Raw genomic sequence first — 18,320 nt, 5'->3', positions numbered from 1 at the left:
TTAAGTTTAGTTATAGGTTAATGATTATAATCCAAGTCTTGAAAGTCCTTGTGAAAAGACAATATCAACAGGGATACTAGCATTGCCAAGTCGATCAAGATCAGCTTGAAGAGTAGGCATAACAATTCCTTTTTCTTCAATCAGTTTTGAGGCTGTTTCGTAATCGCCATTACCTTGAATCGTAAGAATATCTTGTAGCGAACTGATCATTGCTTTTTTCATTTCTTCGAAATGAATGGTATAGGTTCCTTCTTCGCTTCGTGTGAAAACACCTTTATCTGCAAAATAATTAAATCGCATCATATTTGCTTTGCCGTGCGCACTGGCTGCTCCAAAACGACTTGATCGGAATATTCCGGCAAAAAAGGTAACATAATTATCCATCACTTCGCCCTGAGTAAGTTCTCCCATTTCGTATAATTGGGTTACAAGGTAAAGCCCCATAATATCGGCTTTAGCTTCTTCCATTGATGAATATTTTTCTTTAAGTGCTGCACGAACGGTTTGGGTGCCGTCGAGGGTGTTTTTTATTCCCATGGCATGTCCTACTTCATGAAACATGGTGTTTTCAAAAAACGCATCAAATTTGACATATTTTTGTTGACTTTCGTCGATGAGCATTTTGGAAATCGGAACCACTATTTGTTCAAATTTAGCTCGCATTGCATTTTTTAATTGCAGCTTACGTGAGCCCATTTTTAAATGTACCTCTTCATCGTTTGGAAGATTGATTGCGATGGTTTTGCTTCCGGCATTGCAATCGCCAGCATAATAAACCACATCGTAAGCAAAAATATCGGCATTTGAACCGGGTACTTCTTTTTTGTATTCAGGTTCAACAGGTAATTTGGTTTGTAAATCAGGAAGCATTGCTCCGAATTTTGCCAGCTTTTTGCTCCAATCAATATCTTTAATTAAAATGAAAGATTCATGAGCGGCTTTATAACCATAAAGTGCATCTTCGTAATTTTCGATAGGACCAACCACGAAATCAATATTAGAGTTTTGCATATCCATCCAGGCAAAATCGCTCGCTTGATAATTGTCGGTTGCCAACGCTTCAGCACGGAGGGTTAAATATTTTTTAAATCCCGGATCTTCGGCGAGTTTAGCTGCTTTTTTTAACAGGCTCACCGCCTTTTCAGTTTCATCTTTATAAGCCTCGTGATACCATACTGATTTCAACGAGCCATTCTTGTCCCTTCTGATAAGGGTATATTGACTGGTTTTATTTGGGTCCGTGAATGCTTCAAATTCTTCTTTGGTCATATCAACAGGATAAAAATTAGCTCCTGCCGGTTTGTCACCAATTTCTGCAATAAATGATTGGTTTCCATTTAATCTGTCCCAGGGGCCATAATTGATTAAGGAAAATAAAGCTGAACCAGGATCTTTTATGCGATTTAAAAAATCTTCTCTGTTTCCAATGGTTTGCTCCCAATATATTTCTTCCATAATATCAGCAATCTGGAACAAGAGGGGAAGAATTTCTTTTTCGTTGTCGGACAAATGGCTTACATCGCTTTTTAATTCAAAAGGAGCATAAATTTGCAAACGACTATCTACTTCTTCCACCGATGTAGGATTTAGGGCAATATTAGGTGGAATGATACTAACTGATTCATTCTTGCCATTTTTAATAGAAGAACATCCAGAGGTAATTAAAATGATACTCATAAAAAAAAGGATAAATAGTTTTGATTTCATCTGTTTATTTTTTTAAAGTTTATAAATAGGTCAGATGGAATGTCCATAAATAACTAAACATTTTATTTATGATTAAATTTTTTAATGGACATTTCATGATTTTGAGGTTTTTGATTCGTAACCACGAAATTAAACATATTTTAGGAATTTGTTATTCCTATAACTAAAGAAGATACAATAAACTGTTGAAAACCATGAAATAGTTATTTAACTAGACCGTGATTCCCATCTTTTTCATAAGAAAGGTAGCGTTCATGTTTTGCGAAATTCCCGATTTAAGTTTATAATCAAAAACCAGTTCATCATTATTAAATTCTACCTCAAATCGCATGTTGCTGATATTATTTGGGTAAGTTTTGACCAGATCGCCCAAAGCAAGATCGTGCGTGGCAATAATGCCGGAAGAATTTAAACGGATAAGCTGCTCAATTAAGTGCATTGAACCTGTTTGTTTGTCTTTTGAGTTAGTGCCTTTTAAAATTTCGTCCAGAATGATGAATAATCGTTTTCCGGATTGCAACTGATCGATCAGTACTTTTAATTGCTTGAGTTCTGCAAAAAAATACGATTCGTTTTTATACAAGGAATCTTTGGTGCGGATACTGGTGAAGATTTGAATCGGGCTCCATTCAAATGCCTGTGCACAAACCGGAGCTCCTACTGATGCCAAAATCATGTTCACTCCAAGGGTTCGTAAAAAAGTACTTTTACCTGCCATGTTTGCGCCTGTTATAATCACAAACTGTTGTTGTCCGGAAATCGCAATACTATTATTTATTCTGTTTTTATGATGAATAAGCGGATGACCCATTTCCTCAGCCTGAATTAGAAATTTCTTCTCGCTAATTTTTGGTATCTGATAACCCGGATTGTTAAAAGCAAAGCAAGCCAAGCTTGAAAGGGCATCAAATTCACCGATTACATCAAACCATTTTACCAATTGTTCCTTGTGTCTTTTCTTCCAATTTTCAAGACGTATCGTTTGAATCAAATCCCACAATAAAAAAATGTTCAATAACACTCCTGCTATCATGTTCAGGCGTTGGTTAAAAGCCGATGAAATTTTCGATAAATTCTTAATAATTCGACTTGCGTTATTATCAATGATTGCACTGTTTTTTTTAAGGTTGAATAAATAATTGCTTGTAAATTTTTCTCCTTCTATCAGTTTAATAATGGTCGAATATTTTAAAAGCAAGTCGGTTTTTTTGCCCAATTGGGCATGAATTAGATTTATACGTTTAACGAAAGGTCCTATTATAAGAAAAGGGATTATCATTATGTGAAGAATAAAAATTACGGATGGAATTATGGCTAAAATACTCAAGGTTAATAATGTAAAAGTGATCAGATTAACCAGAATAATAAAATATATAAACTTCTTGTTTTTAATGAGAGGTTCTTCTTCAAGCCATTTCAAGATATCAAGTACATCTTGTTTTTTCTCATCGGTATTTTTGCCAATCAGTTGCAGGTTTTGTCTCCATTCAGGTTTATCTGCAAGTTCTTTAACCGCTTCTTGTTTAAGTAAAATTTGTTCGGTATTTAATTCCTGATTTGCCAGCCAATGGGCTAATTTTTCCTTTCCGCTAAAGGTGGTACTTCTGTCTAAATATTGAAATAGGGAGCCTGTTCCAAAAATATCCAAATCATCAGCATAATGATTTTCGTTGCTTATAAATTCCTCTCCCTTATTAAAATGCCCAAACTCTCCATTTATTGCTGCTATTTCATTCTTGTTAATATCCTTCAGAATGGTCAGGTTTTTTTTAAGTTTATGCAGTATGCCATGATGATAAACAATAAATCCAAAAACAATTGCGAAACATGCAGAATAGGCCAAGGCTATATTCAGGCTAAAGGTTGTTGAAAAATAAAGAAGAATCAATCCGGCAATAAAAACAAGGATGCGAATTACGGAATAGCGTTCAACAAGTTGGGAAGTTTTTTTAAGTTCTTCTGAAAATCGATCAAAGCGTTTTTGATAAAAAGGCAAAGGAGGAATCATAAATGAATATTTGAAATCAAAATTAAACATTATGCCAACTTGCAGATATTAAAAAATGTTAAGGTTTCTCTGTCCAACCTTTGAAAGGAAGAGCTGCAAGGCTGGAGTTATGAAACCTGAAGTCATCAGTAACTTCTTTTAGCAACCAAGCCGGTTTGGAAAATGAAGTTGAGGTAGAGGGAAGCTCAATTTCTGCCATTAAAAGACCTTCATTTTCTCCTAAAAATTCATCGACTACCCATTCGTTCCCATCAATTACCTGCTGATATCTGATTTTTTTAATAGCCGGCAGATCTTTAAATATTTCGATCATTTCCTGTGCATCCTGTAAAGGAATTGCATATTCAAATTCATTTTTAACCATTGCAGTAATGGTATTTTTAATTGTTATAAAAGCATTTGTCCCAATTATTCTTACACGAACAGAACGACCATTATTCCTTTTCAAATAAACCTGATGCACCAATTCCCCTTTTACGGAAGGCTTAAAAAGATTTTTATCGACTAAAAATTTTCTTTCAATTTCAACTCCCATTGGGCAGTTATTTATATTATAAATCAAAAATAGTGTTTATGTTGTTAATTGAAGCTTAAAATTATTTGTAAAATTTAAATCGCGTAATGGAATGATAGACAAAATTTTAAGCTAATATTTAAATTTAAATCATAAAAAAATTCTTTTTAAGGTGCGACATTTTTAAATCTGTGGTATATATCCATGTTGGCTGTGAAATAATGTGTCATGTCTGTTTCTGGTTAACATTGCATTGAAAAAAGATCTCTAACAAAAGAACCTATCGGAAGGGGAGCCCTTAGTTGTCTTTTAATCAAACTTTTCAATCGCACCAAAAAAAAGAGGCCAACCGGCCTCTTTTTTTTATAGTATTTATGTAAAAATTACTTTTTAACAATGGTCATCTCATCTAATAAATTTTGAGCACCTGCCATTTTATCAATGATAAGCATCACATAACGAATATCAACCGCAATGCATCTTTGTAGTTTTTCCTCAAAAGCGATGTCGCCACTCATGGCTTCCCAGTTGCCGTCAAAAGCAAGTCCAATTAATTGTCCATCGCCATTAATAACAGGACTTCCGGAGTTACCACCTGTGATATCCAAATTGGTTAAAAAACAGGTAACAACGGTTCCATTTTCTGCATAGTCACCGTAGTCTTTGGCTTCGTAAATTTGTTTTAATTTTTTAGGAACGTTAAACTCCCTGACATTTGGATCTTCTTTATCCATTACGCCATCAAGGGTTGTAATGTAGTTATAGTGAACAGCATCTGCAGGGTAATAATCCTGAACGCTTCCATAGGTTACACGCATGGTTGAGTTTGCATTAGGAGAATATCTTTGGTCGGGGTTCATTTGCTGCAAACCTGCAACAAATAATCGATTTCCTTTTGCTAAATTTTCATAAGGAAGCACCATTTTTGCCGAAATTATTTCCTGATTATCATAAAAGGCCTGCATTAGTTTAAAAACAGGGTCTTTTTCTAATGATTTTAGGCTTGGGTTATCAAGAAATTTGGCCACTTTTTGCTCATCGCCAAAGATTGAATTTTTGAACATATCATCAGCTATTTTGTTAAAATCTGTCTTGTATTTGGCAGCTATTTCAACAAAATATTTAGGAGATACTTCTTTAGGAATATCTGTATAATAGTGATTCAAAGAGTTTGCCAATAATTTAAGATCAGTAGGTGCATTATAATCTTTAAAATGACCTTCAATACCACTTTTTAGTCTGCTGATTATACTTTCAATTTTTTTAGTATCCTGTTCTTTTTTTGAAAGTTCGGTATAGAGCGATTTAAAAGTATTTGAATATCTGATAATTTCATTGCCCCGTTGAATTGCTTCACTAAAATATAAACTGGCAGGATAATTTTTTGACACTTCCTTAATTCCTTCTTTCATTAATCCTAAAGCTGGTTCGAATTCAGGTTTGCCTTTTGCCCACTTAGCAAAATCAGCTTCCAAAGCTCTTTTTTTATCAGCAATTTTTAATCGGGTTAACCCTTTTTTTTGTCCGATATAAAATTTCCAATAATTGGCAATACCAGCAAATTTTGAAGCATATTGTAGTCTGATTTTTTCAGAAGCATCCATGTCTTCTTTCATAATATTTAAGACGCGATCTCTAATTGCTACGGTCATTGGTGCTTTTTGGTCAATAACCTGTTCAACGCCCCAAGATGACAAATAACGATCAGTGCTTCCGGGATAACCCATTACCATTGCAAAGTCATCTTTTTTAACGCCCTTTAATGAGATTGGTAAAAAATGCTTTGGTTTAAGAGGGATATTCTTATCTGAGAACTGAGCCGGTTTTCCGTCGGGCGACATATACACTCTGAACATCGAGAAATCACCGGTATGACGCGGCCACATCCAATTATCAGTGTCGGCTCCAAATTTCCCAATACTTTCAGGAGGGGTTCCAACCAATCGAACATCGTCAAAACGCTCATAAACCAGCAGGTAATATTCGTTTCCTTCAAAATAACTTCTTACCAATGCGTCATAATGATTGCCTTCGATAGCAGCTTTTCGGATGGTATTTGAATTGAGGGCAATCAATTCCTTTCTTTCCGTTTCGGTCATATTTGCATTAACCCCTTTCAAAGCTTCGCTGGTTACATCTTTCATGTCTATCAAAAAACGAACAGACAAACCTGATATCGGAATTTCCTCTTTTTTGCTATACGCCCAAAATCCATTGGTCAAATAATCATTTTCAACGGTACTCACTTTTTGGATCGAGCCATAACCACAGTGATGGTTAGTAATTACCAAACCTTCGGACGAAATAATTTCACCCGTACAACCGCCTCCAAAAATTACAATCGCATCTTTAATGCTTGAATTTTTAATACTGAAAAGTTCTTCAGCAGATAAATTGAAACCCATTTTTTGCATTTCGGCAATATTGAGTCGTGCTATTAATGAAGGAATCCACATGCCTTCATTTGCATTTACTACCGGTTGAATACCAAGTAATGCAATAAATAATAGTAAAATTAGTTTTTTCATGTTTTTAATTAAATAAATGGTTAATGATTAAATATATTGGTTACCTTTTTGTTCTTTTACATCGGTAACAAACTGTTTTATTTGTTGTTCTTCATTTTTTTTGCAGATGAGTAAAACGCCATCATTTTCAACAACAATAAAATTATCGAGCCCTTGTAAAACAACAAGTTTGTCTTTTGGCACATGAACAATACAGTTTTTGGTATCGTAAGTCATTACATTGTTACCGATGATGGAATTTTCGTTTTGATCTTTCTCCCGGACATCATATAGTGAACCCCAGGTTCCTAAATCCGACCATCCAAAATCTGAAGCAAGTACATATACATTATCTGCTTTTTCCATTACCCCGTAATCGATTGAAATGTTTTGGCAGGAAGTATAAGTTTCATTAATGAATGAGGTTTCGTTGGCAGTGTTGTATAATCCAATTCCTTTTTTAAAAAGAGAATTAACGTTTGGGAGATACATTTCAAAAGCTTTATTGATGCTTGCCAGCGACCAGATAAAAATACCGGCATTCCAAAGATAGTCGCCGCTTTCTAAAAACATTTTTGCTTTTTCAAGAGCGGGCTTTTCCGTAAAAGTTTTTACTTTTTTTAATCGGTTATCAGGTTTATAAATTTCTTTATCCAGGTATTGGATATACCCATAGCCTGTATCGGGCCTGCTTGGCCTGATTCCTAAAGTGATGAGCCAGTCATTATCAGTCGAAGCCTTGAGTGCAGAAAGCAGGGTGTTAATAAATTCATTCTCTTTTAAAATAATATGATCTGAAGGAGCTACAATAATTTTTGCATCCGGATTTGTTTGCAGTATTTTATAATTTGCATAAGCAATACATGGTGCGGTATTTCGTCCAATGGGTTCGCATAGTACCTGATTTTCAGAAATATTTGGAAGCTGCTCCATCACCAGGTTTTTATATATCTGATTTGTAACAATAAGAATATTCTCTGATGGGCAAATTTTTAAAAAACGGCTAAAGGTTTGTTGAATAAGGGTTGACCCTGAACCGAGTATGTCGATAAATTGTTTGGGATTTGAAGTTTTGCTCATTGGCCAGAATCGACTTCCTATGCCTCCGGCCATGATAACACAATAGTTGTTTTGGTTAACTTCCATTAGTTGGGTTTTTCAGAAAAAATTAGGATATAAAGATATAAAATATCCTTATGCTAGCTCATGTTCTAAAGGAATAACACGTGCCAAAGGATCGAAAAGATAATACTTACCGTTTTCAAGGTTTACACATTTAAATCGTTTGCGCCTTTTTTCCAGTTTCTTGAACATTTTGCCATTCGAAAGTTTAAAAACCGTGTTTTCACTTAGTTCTTCAATATGTACACCCATTACCTCATTTTCGTCATATTTTTTGAGAGCTCGAGCCAGCAGTATATTGGTATTGCTTGATGCAGCTGCATTTTGTAAATATTGATAAATGATAGCCGATAAATCATCGGGGAAAACCCTTTCAATAATGAAGGGGTTCATTAAATTACGAAAAGCAAGCTTCCATTCTTTTCCATGAGGCTTAGCTCGGTTTCCATATTTTTCAAACACCACAAGATGAGCTATTTCATGAACAAGTGTAATTAGGAAAGCATATTTATTAAGGCTGTTGTTTATTGAAATACGATGAGGTGAACCATTATGCGCCTGGCGGTAATCGCCAAGCTTGCTTCTTCTGGTACGTGTAATTCGTAAATGAATTTTATATTGTTTAATCCATTCAAAAATCAGATCAGGCGAATTTTCAGGTAAATATTTTTTTAGTATTATTTGAGAATCATCCATAATAACAGCCGGAAAGTTCTTTTTGTTTAATTTGATAACCCCAGGTTGGACAGTTACATTTATTAGTTTTTCTGGTTTTTTTAGGAAAAGCATGTTTTGTCGAACTACAGGAAGCTAATATGAATATTAAAATTAAGCCGAAAGTACACAATAAAATCTTGTTCATTTTTGTAATTTTCATAAACGGTATTCATCTTAACGAAGTTTGAACAATTAAATTATAAGCAGATTCGTTTTGTTGCAAAATTAGGAATTTGGTTTAGGTCACAAACATAAATTCTTAAATATTGATTAACTTAGCCAAAAGTTTCTAAACTTATGCTGATTAGCACCCTTGGAAGATATGTACTCTTAATGTTAGAGACCTTTAGACGGCCTGATAAGGGAAGTGTTTTTCGTAAACAATTAATGTTTGAATTTCAGGGTTTGGGAATAGAATCCTTAGGAATTGTCCTATTTATTTCTGCCTTTACAGGTGGAATTGTAGCCTTACAAACAGCTTATAATATTGATAGCCCATTTATCCCACTTACTACCGTTGGGTTTGCAGTTAGGCAATCTATTGTTTTAGAGTTTTCTCCAACTATCATTAGCTTGATTTTGGCCGGAAAAGTTGGATCACGCATTGCTTCGGAAATCGGAACCATGAAAGTTACCGAACAAATTGACGCGCTAAAAATAATGGGTGTAAATCCTGCCAATTATTTGATTTTACCCAAAATAACAGCCTCCATGATTATCAATCCCTTCTTGATTATCTTAAGCATTTTTGTCAGTTTATTTGGGGGATGGCTGGCTTGTTCCTTATCAGGGATTGTAACCACTCAGGATTTTATAACAGGATTAAGATGGGATTTCGAAGCCTTTACGATATTATATGCAATAATTAAAACCATCGTGTTTGCTTTTATTATTGCATCCGTATCCGGATATTTTGGATATACGACTACCGGCGGTGCCCTTGATGTTGGTAAATCCAGTACAAAGGCCGTAGTTTCAAGTAGTATCATCATTATTATTTTCGATTTGATTTTAACCCAACTGTTATTGGTATGATTGAGGCCAGGGAAATATCAAAGAGTTTTGCCGATAAAAAAGTTTTGGACAATGTTTCTGTGTCGTTCAAACAGGGACAAACAAACCTGATTATTGGACAAAGTGGTTCGGGTAAAACTGTTCTGATGAAATGCCTTGTGGGTCTTTATAATGCTGATGAGGGGCAGGTAATTTATGATGGCCGCTCATTTACGAATATGAGCAACAAACAGCAAATGGAAATTCGGCAGGAGGTGGGTATGCTTTTTCAGGGAGGGGCACTGTTCGATTCAAAAAGTGTTGAAGAAAACGTGATGTTTCCGCTTTCGATGTTTACACAAATGACTCTTGAAGAAAAGCGTGAACGGGTTAATTTTTGTTTAAAGCGGGTCAATCTTGAAAATGTTAATAAATTATTGCCTTCCGAGTTAAGTGGTGGAATGGTTAAGCGGGTCGCGATTGCCAGAGCAATTTCAATGAACCCCAAATATTTATTTTGTGATGAGCCCAATTCAGGTCTGGATCCACGTACAGCTGGTGTTATCGATAATCTGATTAAAGAAATTACGATAGAATATAATATTACCACCATCATTAATACGCACGATATGAATTCAGTATTAGAGATTGGTGATAGTATCGCTTATATTTTTAATGGAAAACTTTCGTGGACCGGTGATAACAAAGATATTTTACACACCCAAAATGCTGAATTGAATGATTTTATTTTTTCCAACGAATTGACCAGAAGATTAAAAACACGATGAATATTTTAGATATTATATTGATTATCCCCATAGTTTGGCTGACTTACCGTGGTTTTCAAAAAGGATTTATTATTGAACTTAGTTCGCTGGTCGCCTTAATACTTGGAATTTATTTCGCGATCAATTTCTCTTACTTTGCTGCAGATTTTCTGTCCCGTAATTTCGATATTGGAGATAAATATTTATCAATTTTTGCCTTTGTTTTTACATTTATGGTGGTTGTTTTTATGGTATTTCTCATTGGGAAAATACTCGAAAAATTTGTTGATATTATATTGTTGGGCTTTGTTAATAAAATAGTTGGGGCTGTTTTCGGAATAATAAAAGCGTTATTTTTGTTAAGTGTTATTTTGTGGATCATCAATAGTTTTGATTATAGCAAATCCATCATCAAGGAAAATACAATACAAAAGTCAATGCTTTATGGCCCTATTGAAAAATTTGCACCGATGATCGTTCCCAAACTTAGTCTTGACAAAATAAGGAACATTAAAAATCCTTTTATTGATAAAGAAGATCTGAAAAAAATATAATCCGCCAAACTTCAGAATTACGAGTTTAGCGGATTGAAATATCGCGTTGTATTTAATCGTTATTTTGTTTCCCGATCAATCAGTTCGATCAATTTTTTAAATCCTTCTTCGGTATAACCTTGTTCCTGAAGAATAATTTTCCCTTCTTTATTTATCAAAACATTGCGAGGAATATACTTTGTAAAGAAAAGGTTGTAAACTTTTCGCTCCGGATCGGGGCCTATTGGAAAAGTAAATCCTTTTTTCTCGTTGAATTTTACAATTTCATCCATCGAATGTTCTCTGCCTAAGGCTAGAATCAAAAATTTACGTGTTTGAAATTCTTTCCAGATTTCAGCTTCCAGATGAGGCATTTCCTTCATGCAGGGGCCGCACCAGGTTGCGAAAAAATTAAGAAGTACGGTTTTGCCTTTCAGATCGGACATCTGATAAGTTTTACCGTCGATAGTGGTAAACGAAAAGTTAGGGACATCCTGACCAATTTTAGTAAGGTTGAAGGCTTCCGGGTTTTCTTCTTCTTGTGTAAAAGCACTAAAAGAGAGTCCAACCACGAATAGAAAAATGAAGAATTTTTTGAGCATTGCTGTTCGGCTTAGTAGGTTAAAAATGAATACTTATACAAATATTTTTTTATTATTGAATATTACGTTATTAAGATCAATAGGTTGAAATAAAATCAATGGCAAACAACAGAGTTTGTTCCGTTAAATCACTGCAAAGATGCGGAGGATCTGTCAAATTAAAACCGTTTGGTCTTAGCCGGCTGCAACTCAAACTTCCGAATTTGTTTTCAAAACTTTGGGCATATGTTTTGCACATGGTTTGAATTTCCTGCTTCTCCTTCCGTTGTGAGCGCAAATAAATACCTATAAAAATTAATGCCCCTTCAACCAAACCACATTGAGCCTGATATTGTCCGGCACCGTTTAAGCCCGAAGAGCCATCAATAATCTGAGGGCTAAGTTCAATATTAAATTTTTCGGATAAAACCAAAAGTGTGGTTTGAGCGCAATTCAAATCTTGTTTCCATGCGTATTCTTGTACCCTGTCAGCTACAAATGATTCGATCGATTGCCCCATATTTATTCTTCTATTGCCTGGATTCCGGGTAGGATTTTTCCTTCAATATATTCAAGCATGGCGCCACCACCGGTAGAAATATAACTTACCTGATCCTTTAAGTGATATTTATTTATGGCGGCCACTGAATCACCACCACCAATTAATGAGTAAGCTCCTTTTTTAGTAGCCTTTGCAACCGCCAGAGCAATATCTTTTGTGCCATTTTCAAAATTCGACATTTCGAAAACACCCATGGGCCCATTCCAAAGAATGGTTGTTGAATCCTCAATAATCGATTTGTATTTTTTAATTGTTTCCGGGCCGATGTCCAAACCCATCCATCCATCCGGAATATTATAAGATGAGGAAACGGTTGTTTTTGCATCATTTGAAAATCCATCTGCAATAATTGCGTCAGTTGGTAAGTAGAGATTCACATTTTCGTCCTTGGCAAAATTGATGGTGTCAACTGCCAATGCAAAAAGTGATTCTTCAACGAGCGAATTCCCGATATTTCCTCCAAGGGCTTTAATAAACGTGAACATCATTCCTCCCCCAATAATAAGGTTGTCAACCTTATCCAAAAGATTTGTGATCACCTCAACTTTACCCGATACTTTGGCACCTCCCAATATTGCAGTAAATGGTCGCCGTGGATCAACCATCACCTTATTGATATTGGTAATTTCATCGTTCATAATGTAACCAAACATTTTATTTTCAGGGAAATATTTGGCAATTATTGCTGTTGATGCATGAGCGCGGTGCGCTGTTCCAAAAGCATCATTGATATAAGCATCCCCAAGTGAAGCGAGCTTTTTTGAAAAGTCCTCGTCCCCTGCGGTTTCTTCTTTATAAAACCTTAAATTTTCAAGAAGCAGCACTTCTCTGTTTTTCAGGTTTACTGCTTTTTGTTTAGCTTCCTCACCAATACAATCGTTGACAAATTGTACTTCAAGTTTTAACGCAGATGATAAATACTTTAACAGATGTTTAAGTGAAAATTTATCTTCGGGACCACCTTTAGGTCGCCCTAAATGTGACATTAAAATGACAGATCCCCCATCTTTCAAAACCTTTTTTATCGTTGGAATTGTAGCATCAATTCTTGAGGTGTCAGTAATTTCAAAATTTTCATCCAAGGGAACATTAAAATCAACCCTGATTAATGCTTTTTTGTTTTTAAAGCTGAACTGATTGATTGTTTTCATCCGATTATTTTTAGGTGTCAATGAAATTCAAAAATACAATTTCTGTTTAAATTAATTAAATTTGCTTTTAAATAATATATTAATGTTAGATTTTGAAGGAAGACTGAGTACAAAGTTGCCTAATGTTGGGACTTCCATCTTTGCTGTAATGAGTAAAATGGCAAATGAGCATAATGCGATTAATTTGTCTCAAGGTTTCCCAGATTTTCCGGTTTCTGCCGAACTGATCGAATTGATTCATCATTATATGAAAAATGGATATAATCAGTATGCACCTATGCCGGGTGTTCCGGCTCTAAGGGCGCAGATTGTGAAAAAGGTTAAAGATATATATGGCGCAGAATACAATGCCGATTCTGAAATTACGGTTACGGCAGGAGCCACGCAGGCAATTTATACTGCCATTTCTGCAATAATAAGAGATGAAGACGAGGCGATTATTTTTGAACCGGCTTATGACAGCTATGCTCCATCAATTCGTTTGAATGGAGGAACGGTAAAATATGCCAGACTTCTTTTGCCCGATTATTCAATAGATTGGGACGAATTACCCCGATTGATCACCCATCGTACAAAACTAATAATCATTAATACCCCGCACAATCCCACCGGAAGTGTATTAAAATCTTCCGATATTTTACAATTGGAAGCTTTGACTAAAGAAACGGATATTATTGTAATTAGTGATGAGGTATATGAGCATCTGATTTTTGACAATTTGCAACATGAAAGTGTTTGTAAATATCCTGAGCTGGCTCGCCGAAGTTTTGTCATCGCTTCGTTTGGGAAAACTTTTCATGCTACAGGTTGGAAAATGGGTTATGTTTTGGCACCTGAAAAACTAATGAATGAGTTCCGCAAGGTTCACCAATTTAATGTGTTTACCGTGAATACTCCAATTCAATACGCCATTGCCGATTTTATAAGCAAGAAGAAAAACTACAATAAACTTCATTCGTTTTACGAACAAAAGAGAGATTATTTTGCAGATAAAATCAGGACTTCACGTTTTCGGATAGTCCCATGTTTTGGAACTTATTTTCAGTTGTTGGATTATCGCGATATTTCGGATAAGCCCGAAATGGAATTTGCAAAGGAATTGATTAAAAAATTTGGAATTGCATCGATACCCGTTTCTTCATTTTATCATGATGGAATGGAATCAAAAAGACTCAGATTTTGTTTTGCCAAACAAAAAGAAACATTAAACAAAGCCGCAGAAATTTTATGCAAAATTTAAAAATAGCACTAATCCAGTCCGATATTTTATGGGAAGATATTCAAGGTAATTTAAATCATTTTGATTCTCTTTTACCTCAAATAGACGAACCGGTTGATTTAATTGCATTACCGGAGGTTTTTAATACCGGATTTCCTGTTGATCCCGACAGGTTCGCAGAAAATATGGATGGTTCAACCATGAAATGGATGCATAAAAAAGCATCCCAACTTAATTGTAGCATTGCCGGAAGTTTGCTGCTGAAAAATCAAAATGCCTATTTCAATACTTTTATTTCAATGAAACCGGATGGAACTTTTGATCAATATTCAAAACGACATGTTTTTCATTTAGGTGATGAAGCTGATACGATCAGGCCCGGTAATGAAAGATTGATATTTAATTTGAATAATTGGAAAATCCGTCCTTTGATTTGCTATGATTTACGTTTCCCTGTATGGAGTAAAAATACCTATACTGACGATAAATTTGAATATGATTTATTGATTTATGTAGCCAATTGGCCGGCTTCCAGAAGTTATCCATGGAAACAATTACTCATTGCCCGTGCGATTGAAAATCAGGCCTATGTGATTGGCTTGAACCGAATTGGCATTGATGGAAGCGGAAATAAATATTCGGGAGACTCATTGCTTATTGATCCAAAAGGTGAAATATTGCTTTCCCTTAATCCGAAAATTGAAGAAATTGCCATCGTTGAATTATCCCTGACTACCTTAACTGATTTAAGACGAAAATTTAATGTAGGCCCTGACTGGGATAAATTTACGTTCGATTAGAGAAATAATTTCATCTTCTATTTTCCTCCCGATTAAAATAAAAAGCAGCATTTTTAATTGATAATTTGCTATATTTGATCAGATTGCATTAATTTCGCAGCCGCAAAGAAAATATTTTTATGAATATACTTATTGCAGGAGATGGAGAAGTGGGATTGCATCTGGCGAAACAATTAGCCAGTGAAAACCATAACATTACCATAGTTGATCCCAACGAAGAATTATTAAAAATGGTTGAATCACATACTGATTTGATGACAATCACTGGCGATTCAACCAACATTCCGATCCTTAAGAGTGCTAATATTCATAATACGGATTTATTAATTTCGGTAGTTCATAATGAGCAGGTAAATATTATTACAGCTATTCTTGGTAAAAAATTAGGAGCAAAAAAAACAATTGCCCGTGTTAATAACCTGGAAAATGTAAGTGAGGAAAATAAAAAGATTTATGAAAGCCTTGGTATCGACGCCATGATTTGTCCGGAAGAGATTGCCGCACACGAAATTACGGACCTTTTGCATCAAACAGGAGCAACAGAAATTTTCGATTTTACCAATAAAAAGCTTTCTTTATTTTTGATAAGGTTGGAAGAAAATGCCCCGATTATGTACCAAAGTCTGTATCAAATTGCAAAGGAAAACCCACACCTGAATTTCAGAGCTGTAGCAATACACAGAAGCGGTCAAACAATTATTCCAAAAGGAAATGATAAATTTCTTCCAAACGACCTGATTTATGTGATTACTAAACCCGAAGGTATTGATGACCTGATGGAATTTTGTGGAAAATCACGTTTTGAGATAAAGAATATCATGGTAGTTGGAGGAGGTCGTGTTGGACGAACTGCATGTAAGCGATTGGAAAAAGAGGTAAATATCAAATTGTTTGAAGTTGATAAAGAAAGATGTTTAAGTCTAACGGATTATTTGGAAGATACTTTGGTTATTCATGGAGATGCGCGTGATATTCAACTTTTGGAAGAGGAGGGCATTCGTGGAGTTGATGCTTTTATTGCGGTGACCGATAATTCGGAAACAAATATCCTTACTTGTTTACATGCACGCAAATTCGGTGTTAAGAAAACTATAGCATTGGTCGAAAACATTGATTATATCGACATTTCACAAAACATTGGTATTGATACTATTATCAATAAAAAACTAATTACTGCAAGTTATATTGTTCGGTTTACGATGGGCTCTGAAGTTGCTTCTCTAAAATGCTTAAGTGGGGTGGATGCAGAGGTAATTGAACTTGTTGCCAAACCTTCTTCAGCGATAACTAAAAAGCAAATTAAATACTTAAATGTTCCGGATGGCGCATTAATAGGCGGAATTTATAGAGGTAACGAAAGTTTTATTGCAATGGGTAATTCTCAAATTGAGGAAGGTGATAGGGTTGTTGTTTTTTGTTTGCCTCATGCCATAACCAAAGTAGACAAACTTTTTAACTGATTTTATTTCTTATCCCTAAATTCGCATTATTAGTAAATAAATAATTTTATGCATGTTTAAAAATGCGGATATAAATTTCAAATTAGTCCTAAAGATTATTGGTTTTTTACTGATGATTGAAGGTTTTTTTATGTTTCTGGGTATCCCATTTTCTTTGTACTATCATGAAACAAGTTATTTGGCATTACTTTATTCGGGACTGATTACCTCTGCAGTTGGAGCCACTTTATTCATCGCTTTGCGCAAATATACCAGCAATATCATAGGTAAACGCGAAGGCTATTTGATTGTCACTTTTACATGGATTACTACTTCTTTTTTTGGCACCTTACCCTTTTTATTTAGTGGAGCAATTCCCGGTTTTACAAATGCTTTTTTTGAAACCATGTCTGGTTTTACAACCACCGGAGCAACTATTTTAAGTGATATTGAAGCTGTTCCAAAAGGAATTTTATTTTGGCGCAGCTTAACTCATTGGATAGGCGGAATGGGGATCATCGTTTTATCAGTTGCCATATTACCGGTTTTGGGAATTGGGGGTATGCAATTATTTGTTGCCGAAATGCCGGGCCCAACTCACGATAAACTCCATCCTCGGATCACACACACTGCAAAACGTCTATGGGCAATTTATGTTTTGCTCACCTTTGCAGAAACAATCATGTTAATGACCGGAGGGATGAATTTGTTTGACGGCTTATGTCACGCTTTTGGTACCATGGCTACCGGAGGTTTTTCAACTCAAAATGACAGCATAGCAGGCTATTCGTCTTACATACAATACATCATCATCTTTTTTATGATTTTGGCGGGAACAAATTTCACTTTGCATTATTTTGCCTTACAAGGTCGATTGCGAAAAGTTTGGGACAACGAAGAATACAGAAACTACCTTGCACTAATCGGGCTTGCAACAATTGCTATAACCATTGCTATTACTAGCTTAGGAACAGTAGAAATGGAAAAGGCTTTCAGGGACACCTTATTCACAGTTGTTTCAATTATTACAACTACAGGCTTTGTTACTGACAATTATTTACTCTGGCCAGGTACACTTTGGCTCATCATCTTTTTATTGATGTTTGTTGGTGGAAGCGCGGGCTCAACTGGTGGTGGTATGAAAGTCATCAGACAACTTTTATTATTAAAAAATAGTGGACAAGAATTAAAGCGATTGATACATCGACAAGCAGTTATTCCTGTAAAACTTAATAAGAAATCAGTTGATGGAGATATTATTTATAAAGTAATGGCTTTCTTTTTAATCTACATCCTCATTTTTGTTTTTGGCACACTTATCATGTCGGCTTTAGGATTGGATTTTGAGTCAGCTGCCGGCTCTGTTGCTGCCTCACTTGGCAATATTGGCCCCGGTATTGGGTCGGTAGGTCCGATCGAAAATTATTCCCATATTCCTTTGGCCGGCCAATGGGTTTTATCTTTTATAATGCTTTTAGGTCGTTTGGAATTGTTCACCGTACTCATCATTTTTGCACCTGCGTTTTGGAAAAAATAGATCATTTAGAATCAATATTACATTAATTCTACAGAAAAAGCATTGAAATACTCGCTGCTATGTTATTTGCGTTTTAATAAATTAAGATAAAAGACGTTAGAGTTTAGATATTAGACAAAAAAGAAGTTTCATCTATGATCTAACATCTGGTATCTAATGTCTT

16 protein-coding genes are annotated in these 18,320 nt (G+C 35.2%); 7 read left to right on the top strand and 9 right to left on the bottom strand.

Annotated features, from left to right (window positions below; translation table 11 throughout):
- Nucleotides 1–24: 24 nt before the first annotated feature.
- The 6 genes from KKG99_14820 to KKG99_14795 all read right to left on the bottom strand — a co-directional run bounded on the left by KKG99_14820 (nt 25) and on the right by KKG99_14795 (nt 8,554).
- Nucleotides 25–1,707, bottom strand: coding sequence for a Zn-dependent hydrolase (locus KKG99_14820; protein ID MBU1014269.1), 1,683 nt, complete (start codon nt 1,705–1,707; stop codon nt 25–27).
- 211 nt (nt 1,708–1,918) lie between these two features.
- Nucleotides 1,919–3,715, bottom strand: a complete 1,797-nt coding sequence (locus tag KKG99_14815; GenBank protein ID MBU1014268.1) for a hypothetical protein — start codon at nt 3,713–3,715, stop codon at nt 1,919–1,921.
- Nucleotides 3,716–3,773: 58 nt separating this feature from the next.
- Nucleotides 3,774–4,250: a CYTH domain-containing protein gene (locus KKG99_14810; GenBank protein ID MBU1014267.1), complete on the bottom strand. Its 477-nt coding sequence runs from the start codon at nt 4,248–4,250 to the stop codon at nt 3,774–3,776.
- A 362-nt stretch (nt 4,251–4,612) separates the two neighbouring features.
- The gene (locus KKG99_14805; protein ID MBU1014266.1) at nt 4,613–6,757 is read right to left on the bottom strand and encodes a S46 family peptidase; all 2,145 of its coding nucleotides are present in this window, start codon (nt 6,755–6,757) and stop codon (nt 4,613–4,615) included.
- 27 nt (nt 6,758–6,784) lie between these two features.
- On the bottom strand, nt 6,785–7,882 hold the full coding sequence (locus tag KKG99_14800) for a mannose-1-phosphate guanylyltransferase (protein ID MBU1014265.1): 1,098 nt from the start codon (nt 7,880–7,882) through the stop codon (nt 6,785–6,787).
- Between the two features lie 48 nt (nt 7,883–7,930).
- A complete protein-coding gene (locus KKG99_14795) occupies nt 7,931–8,554 on the bottom strand; it encodes a SprT-like domain-containing protein (GenBank protein ID MBU1014264.1) in 624 nt (207 codons plus the stop codon).
- A gap of 318 nt (nt 8,555–8,872) precedes the next feature.
- Between KKG99_14795 and KKG99_14790 the strand changes: the two genes are divergently transcribed.
- From KKG99_14790 to KKG99_14780, 3 genes are read left to right on the top strand one after another with little or no spacing between them, the layout of a single operon-like run.
- Nucleotides 8,873–9,610 (top strand): ABC transporter permease, encoded by a 738-nt coding sequence (locus tag KKG99_14790; protein ID MBU1014263.1) that lies wholly within the window; start codon nt 8,873–8,875, stop codon nt 9,608–9,610.
- Nucleotides 9,607–10,356 carry an ATP-binding cassette domain-containing protein gene (locus tag KKG99_14785; protein MBU1014262.1) on the top strand — a complete coding sequence of 250 codons (750 nt, stop codon included), beginning with the start codon at nt 9,607–9,609 and terminating at the stop codon, nt 10,354–10,356. Before KKG99_14790 ends, KKG99_14785 begins: the two co-directional genes overlap by 4 nt.
- Complete coding sequence (locus tag KKG99_14780; protein MBU1014261.1) at nt 10,353–10,889, top strand: CvpA family protein; 537 nt, start codon at nt 10,353–10,355, stop codon at nt 10,887–10,889. Before KKG99_14785 ends, KKG99_14780 begins: the two co-directional genes overlap by 4 nt.
- A 59-nt stretch (nt 10,890–10,948) precedes the next feature.
- Here the strand turns inward: KKG99_14780 and KKG99_14775 are convergent, their stop codons facing one another.
- The 3 genes from KKG99_14775 to KKG99_14765 all read right to left on the bottom strand — a co-directional run bounded on the left by KKG99_14775 (nt 10,949) and on the right by KKG99_14765 (nt 13,162).
- Nucleotides 10,949–11,470: a TlpA family protein disulfide reductase gene (locus KKG99_14775; GenBank protein ID MBU1014260.1), complete on the bottom strand. Its 522-nt coding sequence runs from the start codon at nt 11,468–11,470 to the stop codon at nt 10,949–10,951.
- 76 nt (nt 11,471–11,546) lie between these two features.
- Nucleotides 11,547–11,957 (bottom strand): C-GCAxxG-C-C family protein, encoded by a 411-nt coding sequence (locus tag KKG99_14770; GenBank protein MBU1014259.1) that lies wholly within the window; start codon nt 11,955–11,957, stop codon nt 11,547–11,549.
- A gap of 14 nt (nt 11,958–11,971) precedes the next feature.
- Complete coding sequence (locus KKG99_14765) at nt 11,972–13,162, bottom strand: phosphoglycerate kinase (protein ID MBU1014258.1); 1,191 nt, start codon at nt 13,160–13,162, stop codon at nt 11,972–11,974.
- Between the two features lie 82 nt (nt 13,163–13,244).
- On the opposite strand from KKG99_14765, the gene KKG99_14760 reads away from it, so the two are divergent.
- The 4 genes from KKG99_14760 (at nt 13,245) to KKG99_14745 (ending at nt 18,157) form a co-directional block, all read left to right on the top strand.
- Complete coding sequence (locus tag KKG99_14760; protein ID MBU1014257.1) at nt 13,245–14,402, top strand: aminotransferase class I/II-fold pyridoxal phosphate-dependent enzyme; 1,158 nt, start codon at nt 13,245–13,247, stop codon at nt 14,400–14,402.
- Nucleotides 14,390–15,181, top strand: coding sequence for an amidohydrolase (locus tag KKG99_14755; protein ID MBU1014256.1), 792 nt, complete (start codon nt 14,390–14,392; stop codon nt 15,179–15,181). Before KKG99_14760 ends, KKG99_14755 begins: the two co-directional genes overlap by 13 nt.
- Nucleotides 15,182–15,300: 119 nt before the next feature.
- Nucleotides 15,301–16,641, top strand: a complete 1,341-nt coding sequence (gene trkA, locus KKG99_14750) for a Trk system potassium transporter TrkA (protein MBU1014255.1) — start codon at nt 15,301–15,303, stop codon at nt 16,639–16,641.
- Between the two features lie 130 nt (nt 16,642–16,771).
- On the top strand, nt 16,772–18,157 hold the full coding sequence (locus KKG99_14745; GenBank protein MBU1014254.1) for a TrkH family potassium uptake protein: 1,386 nt from the start codon (nt 16,772–16,774) through the stop codon (nt 18,155–18,157).
- The last annotated feature ends 163 nt before the right edge of the window (nt 18,158–18,320 follow it).

This window comes from Bacteroidota bacterium (assembly GCA_018816945.1).
Classification (GTDB): Bacteria; Bacteroidota; Bacteroidia; order Bacteroidales.
Note: the sequence above shows the minus strand (reverse complement) of the source record. Positions and strands in the feature narration are given on the sequence as shown.

What these genes read in the sequence shown, in the direction of transcription:
- trkA (MBU1014255.1), top strand. Translation starts at nt 15,301, where the DNA reads ATGAATATACTTATTGCAGGAGATGGAGAAGTGGGATTGCATCTGGCG.
- KKG99_14790 (MBU1014263.1), top strand. Translation starts at nt 8,873, where the DNA reads ATGCTGATTAGCACCCTTGGAAGATATGTACTCTTAATGTTAGAGACC.
- KKG99_14745 (MBU1014254.1), top strand. Translation starts at nt 16,772, where the DNA reads ATGTTTCTGGGTATCCCATTTTCTTTGTACTATCATGAAACAAGTTAT.
- KKG99_14755 (MBU1014256.1), top strand. Translation starts at nt 14,390, where the DNA reads ATGCAAAATTTAAAAATAGCACTAATCCAGTCCGATATTTTATGGGAA.
- KKG99_14780 (MBU1014261.1), top strand. Translation starts at nt 10,353, where the DNA reads ATGAATATTTTAGATATTATATTGATTATCCCCATAGTTTGGCTGACT.
- KKG99_14815 (MBU1014268.1), bottom strand. Translation starts at nt 3,715, where the DNA reads ATGATTCCTCCTTTGCCTTTTTATCAAAAACGCTTTGATCGATTTTCA.
- KKG99_14785 (MBU1014262.1), top strand. Translation starts at nt 9,607, where the DNA reads ATGATTGAGGCCAGGGAAATATCAAAGAGTTTTGCCGATAAAAAAGTT.
- KKG99_14800 (MBU1014265.1), bottom strand. Translation starts at nt 7,882, where the DNA reads ATGGAAGTTAACCAAAACAACTATTGTGTTATCATGGCCGGAGGCATA.
- KKG99_14810 (MBU1014267.1), bottom strand. Translation starts at nt 4,250, where the DNA reads ATGGGAGTTGAAATTGAAAGAAAATTTTTAGTCGATAAAAATCTTTTT.
- KKG99_14760 (MBU1014257.1), top strand. Translation starts at nt 13,245, where the DNA reads ATGTTAGATTTTGAAGGAAGACTGAGTACAAAGTTGCCTAATGTTGGG.
- KKG99_14775 (MBU1014260.1), bottom strand. Translation starts at nt 11,470, where the DNA reads ATGCTCAAAAAATTCTTCATTTTTCTATTCGTGGTTGGACTCTCTTTT.
- KKG99_14805 (MBU1014266.1), bottom strand. Translation starts at nt 6,757, where the DNA reads ATGAAAAAACTAATTTTACTATTATTTATTGCATTACTTGGTATTCAA.
- KKG99_14820 (MBU1014269.1), bottom strand. Translation starts at nt 1,707, where the DNA reads ATGAAATCAAAACTATTTATCCTTTTTTTTATGAGTATCATTTTAATT.
- KKG99_14765 (MBU1014258.1), bottom strand. Translation starts at nt 13,162, where the DNA reads ATGAAAACAATCAATCAGTTCAGCTTTAAAAACAAAAAAGCATTAATC.
- KKG99_14795 (MBU1014264.1), bottom strand. Translation starts at nt 8,554, where the DNA reads ATGGATGATTCTCAAATAATACTAAAAAAATATTTACCTGAAAATTCG.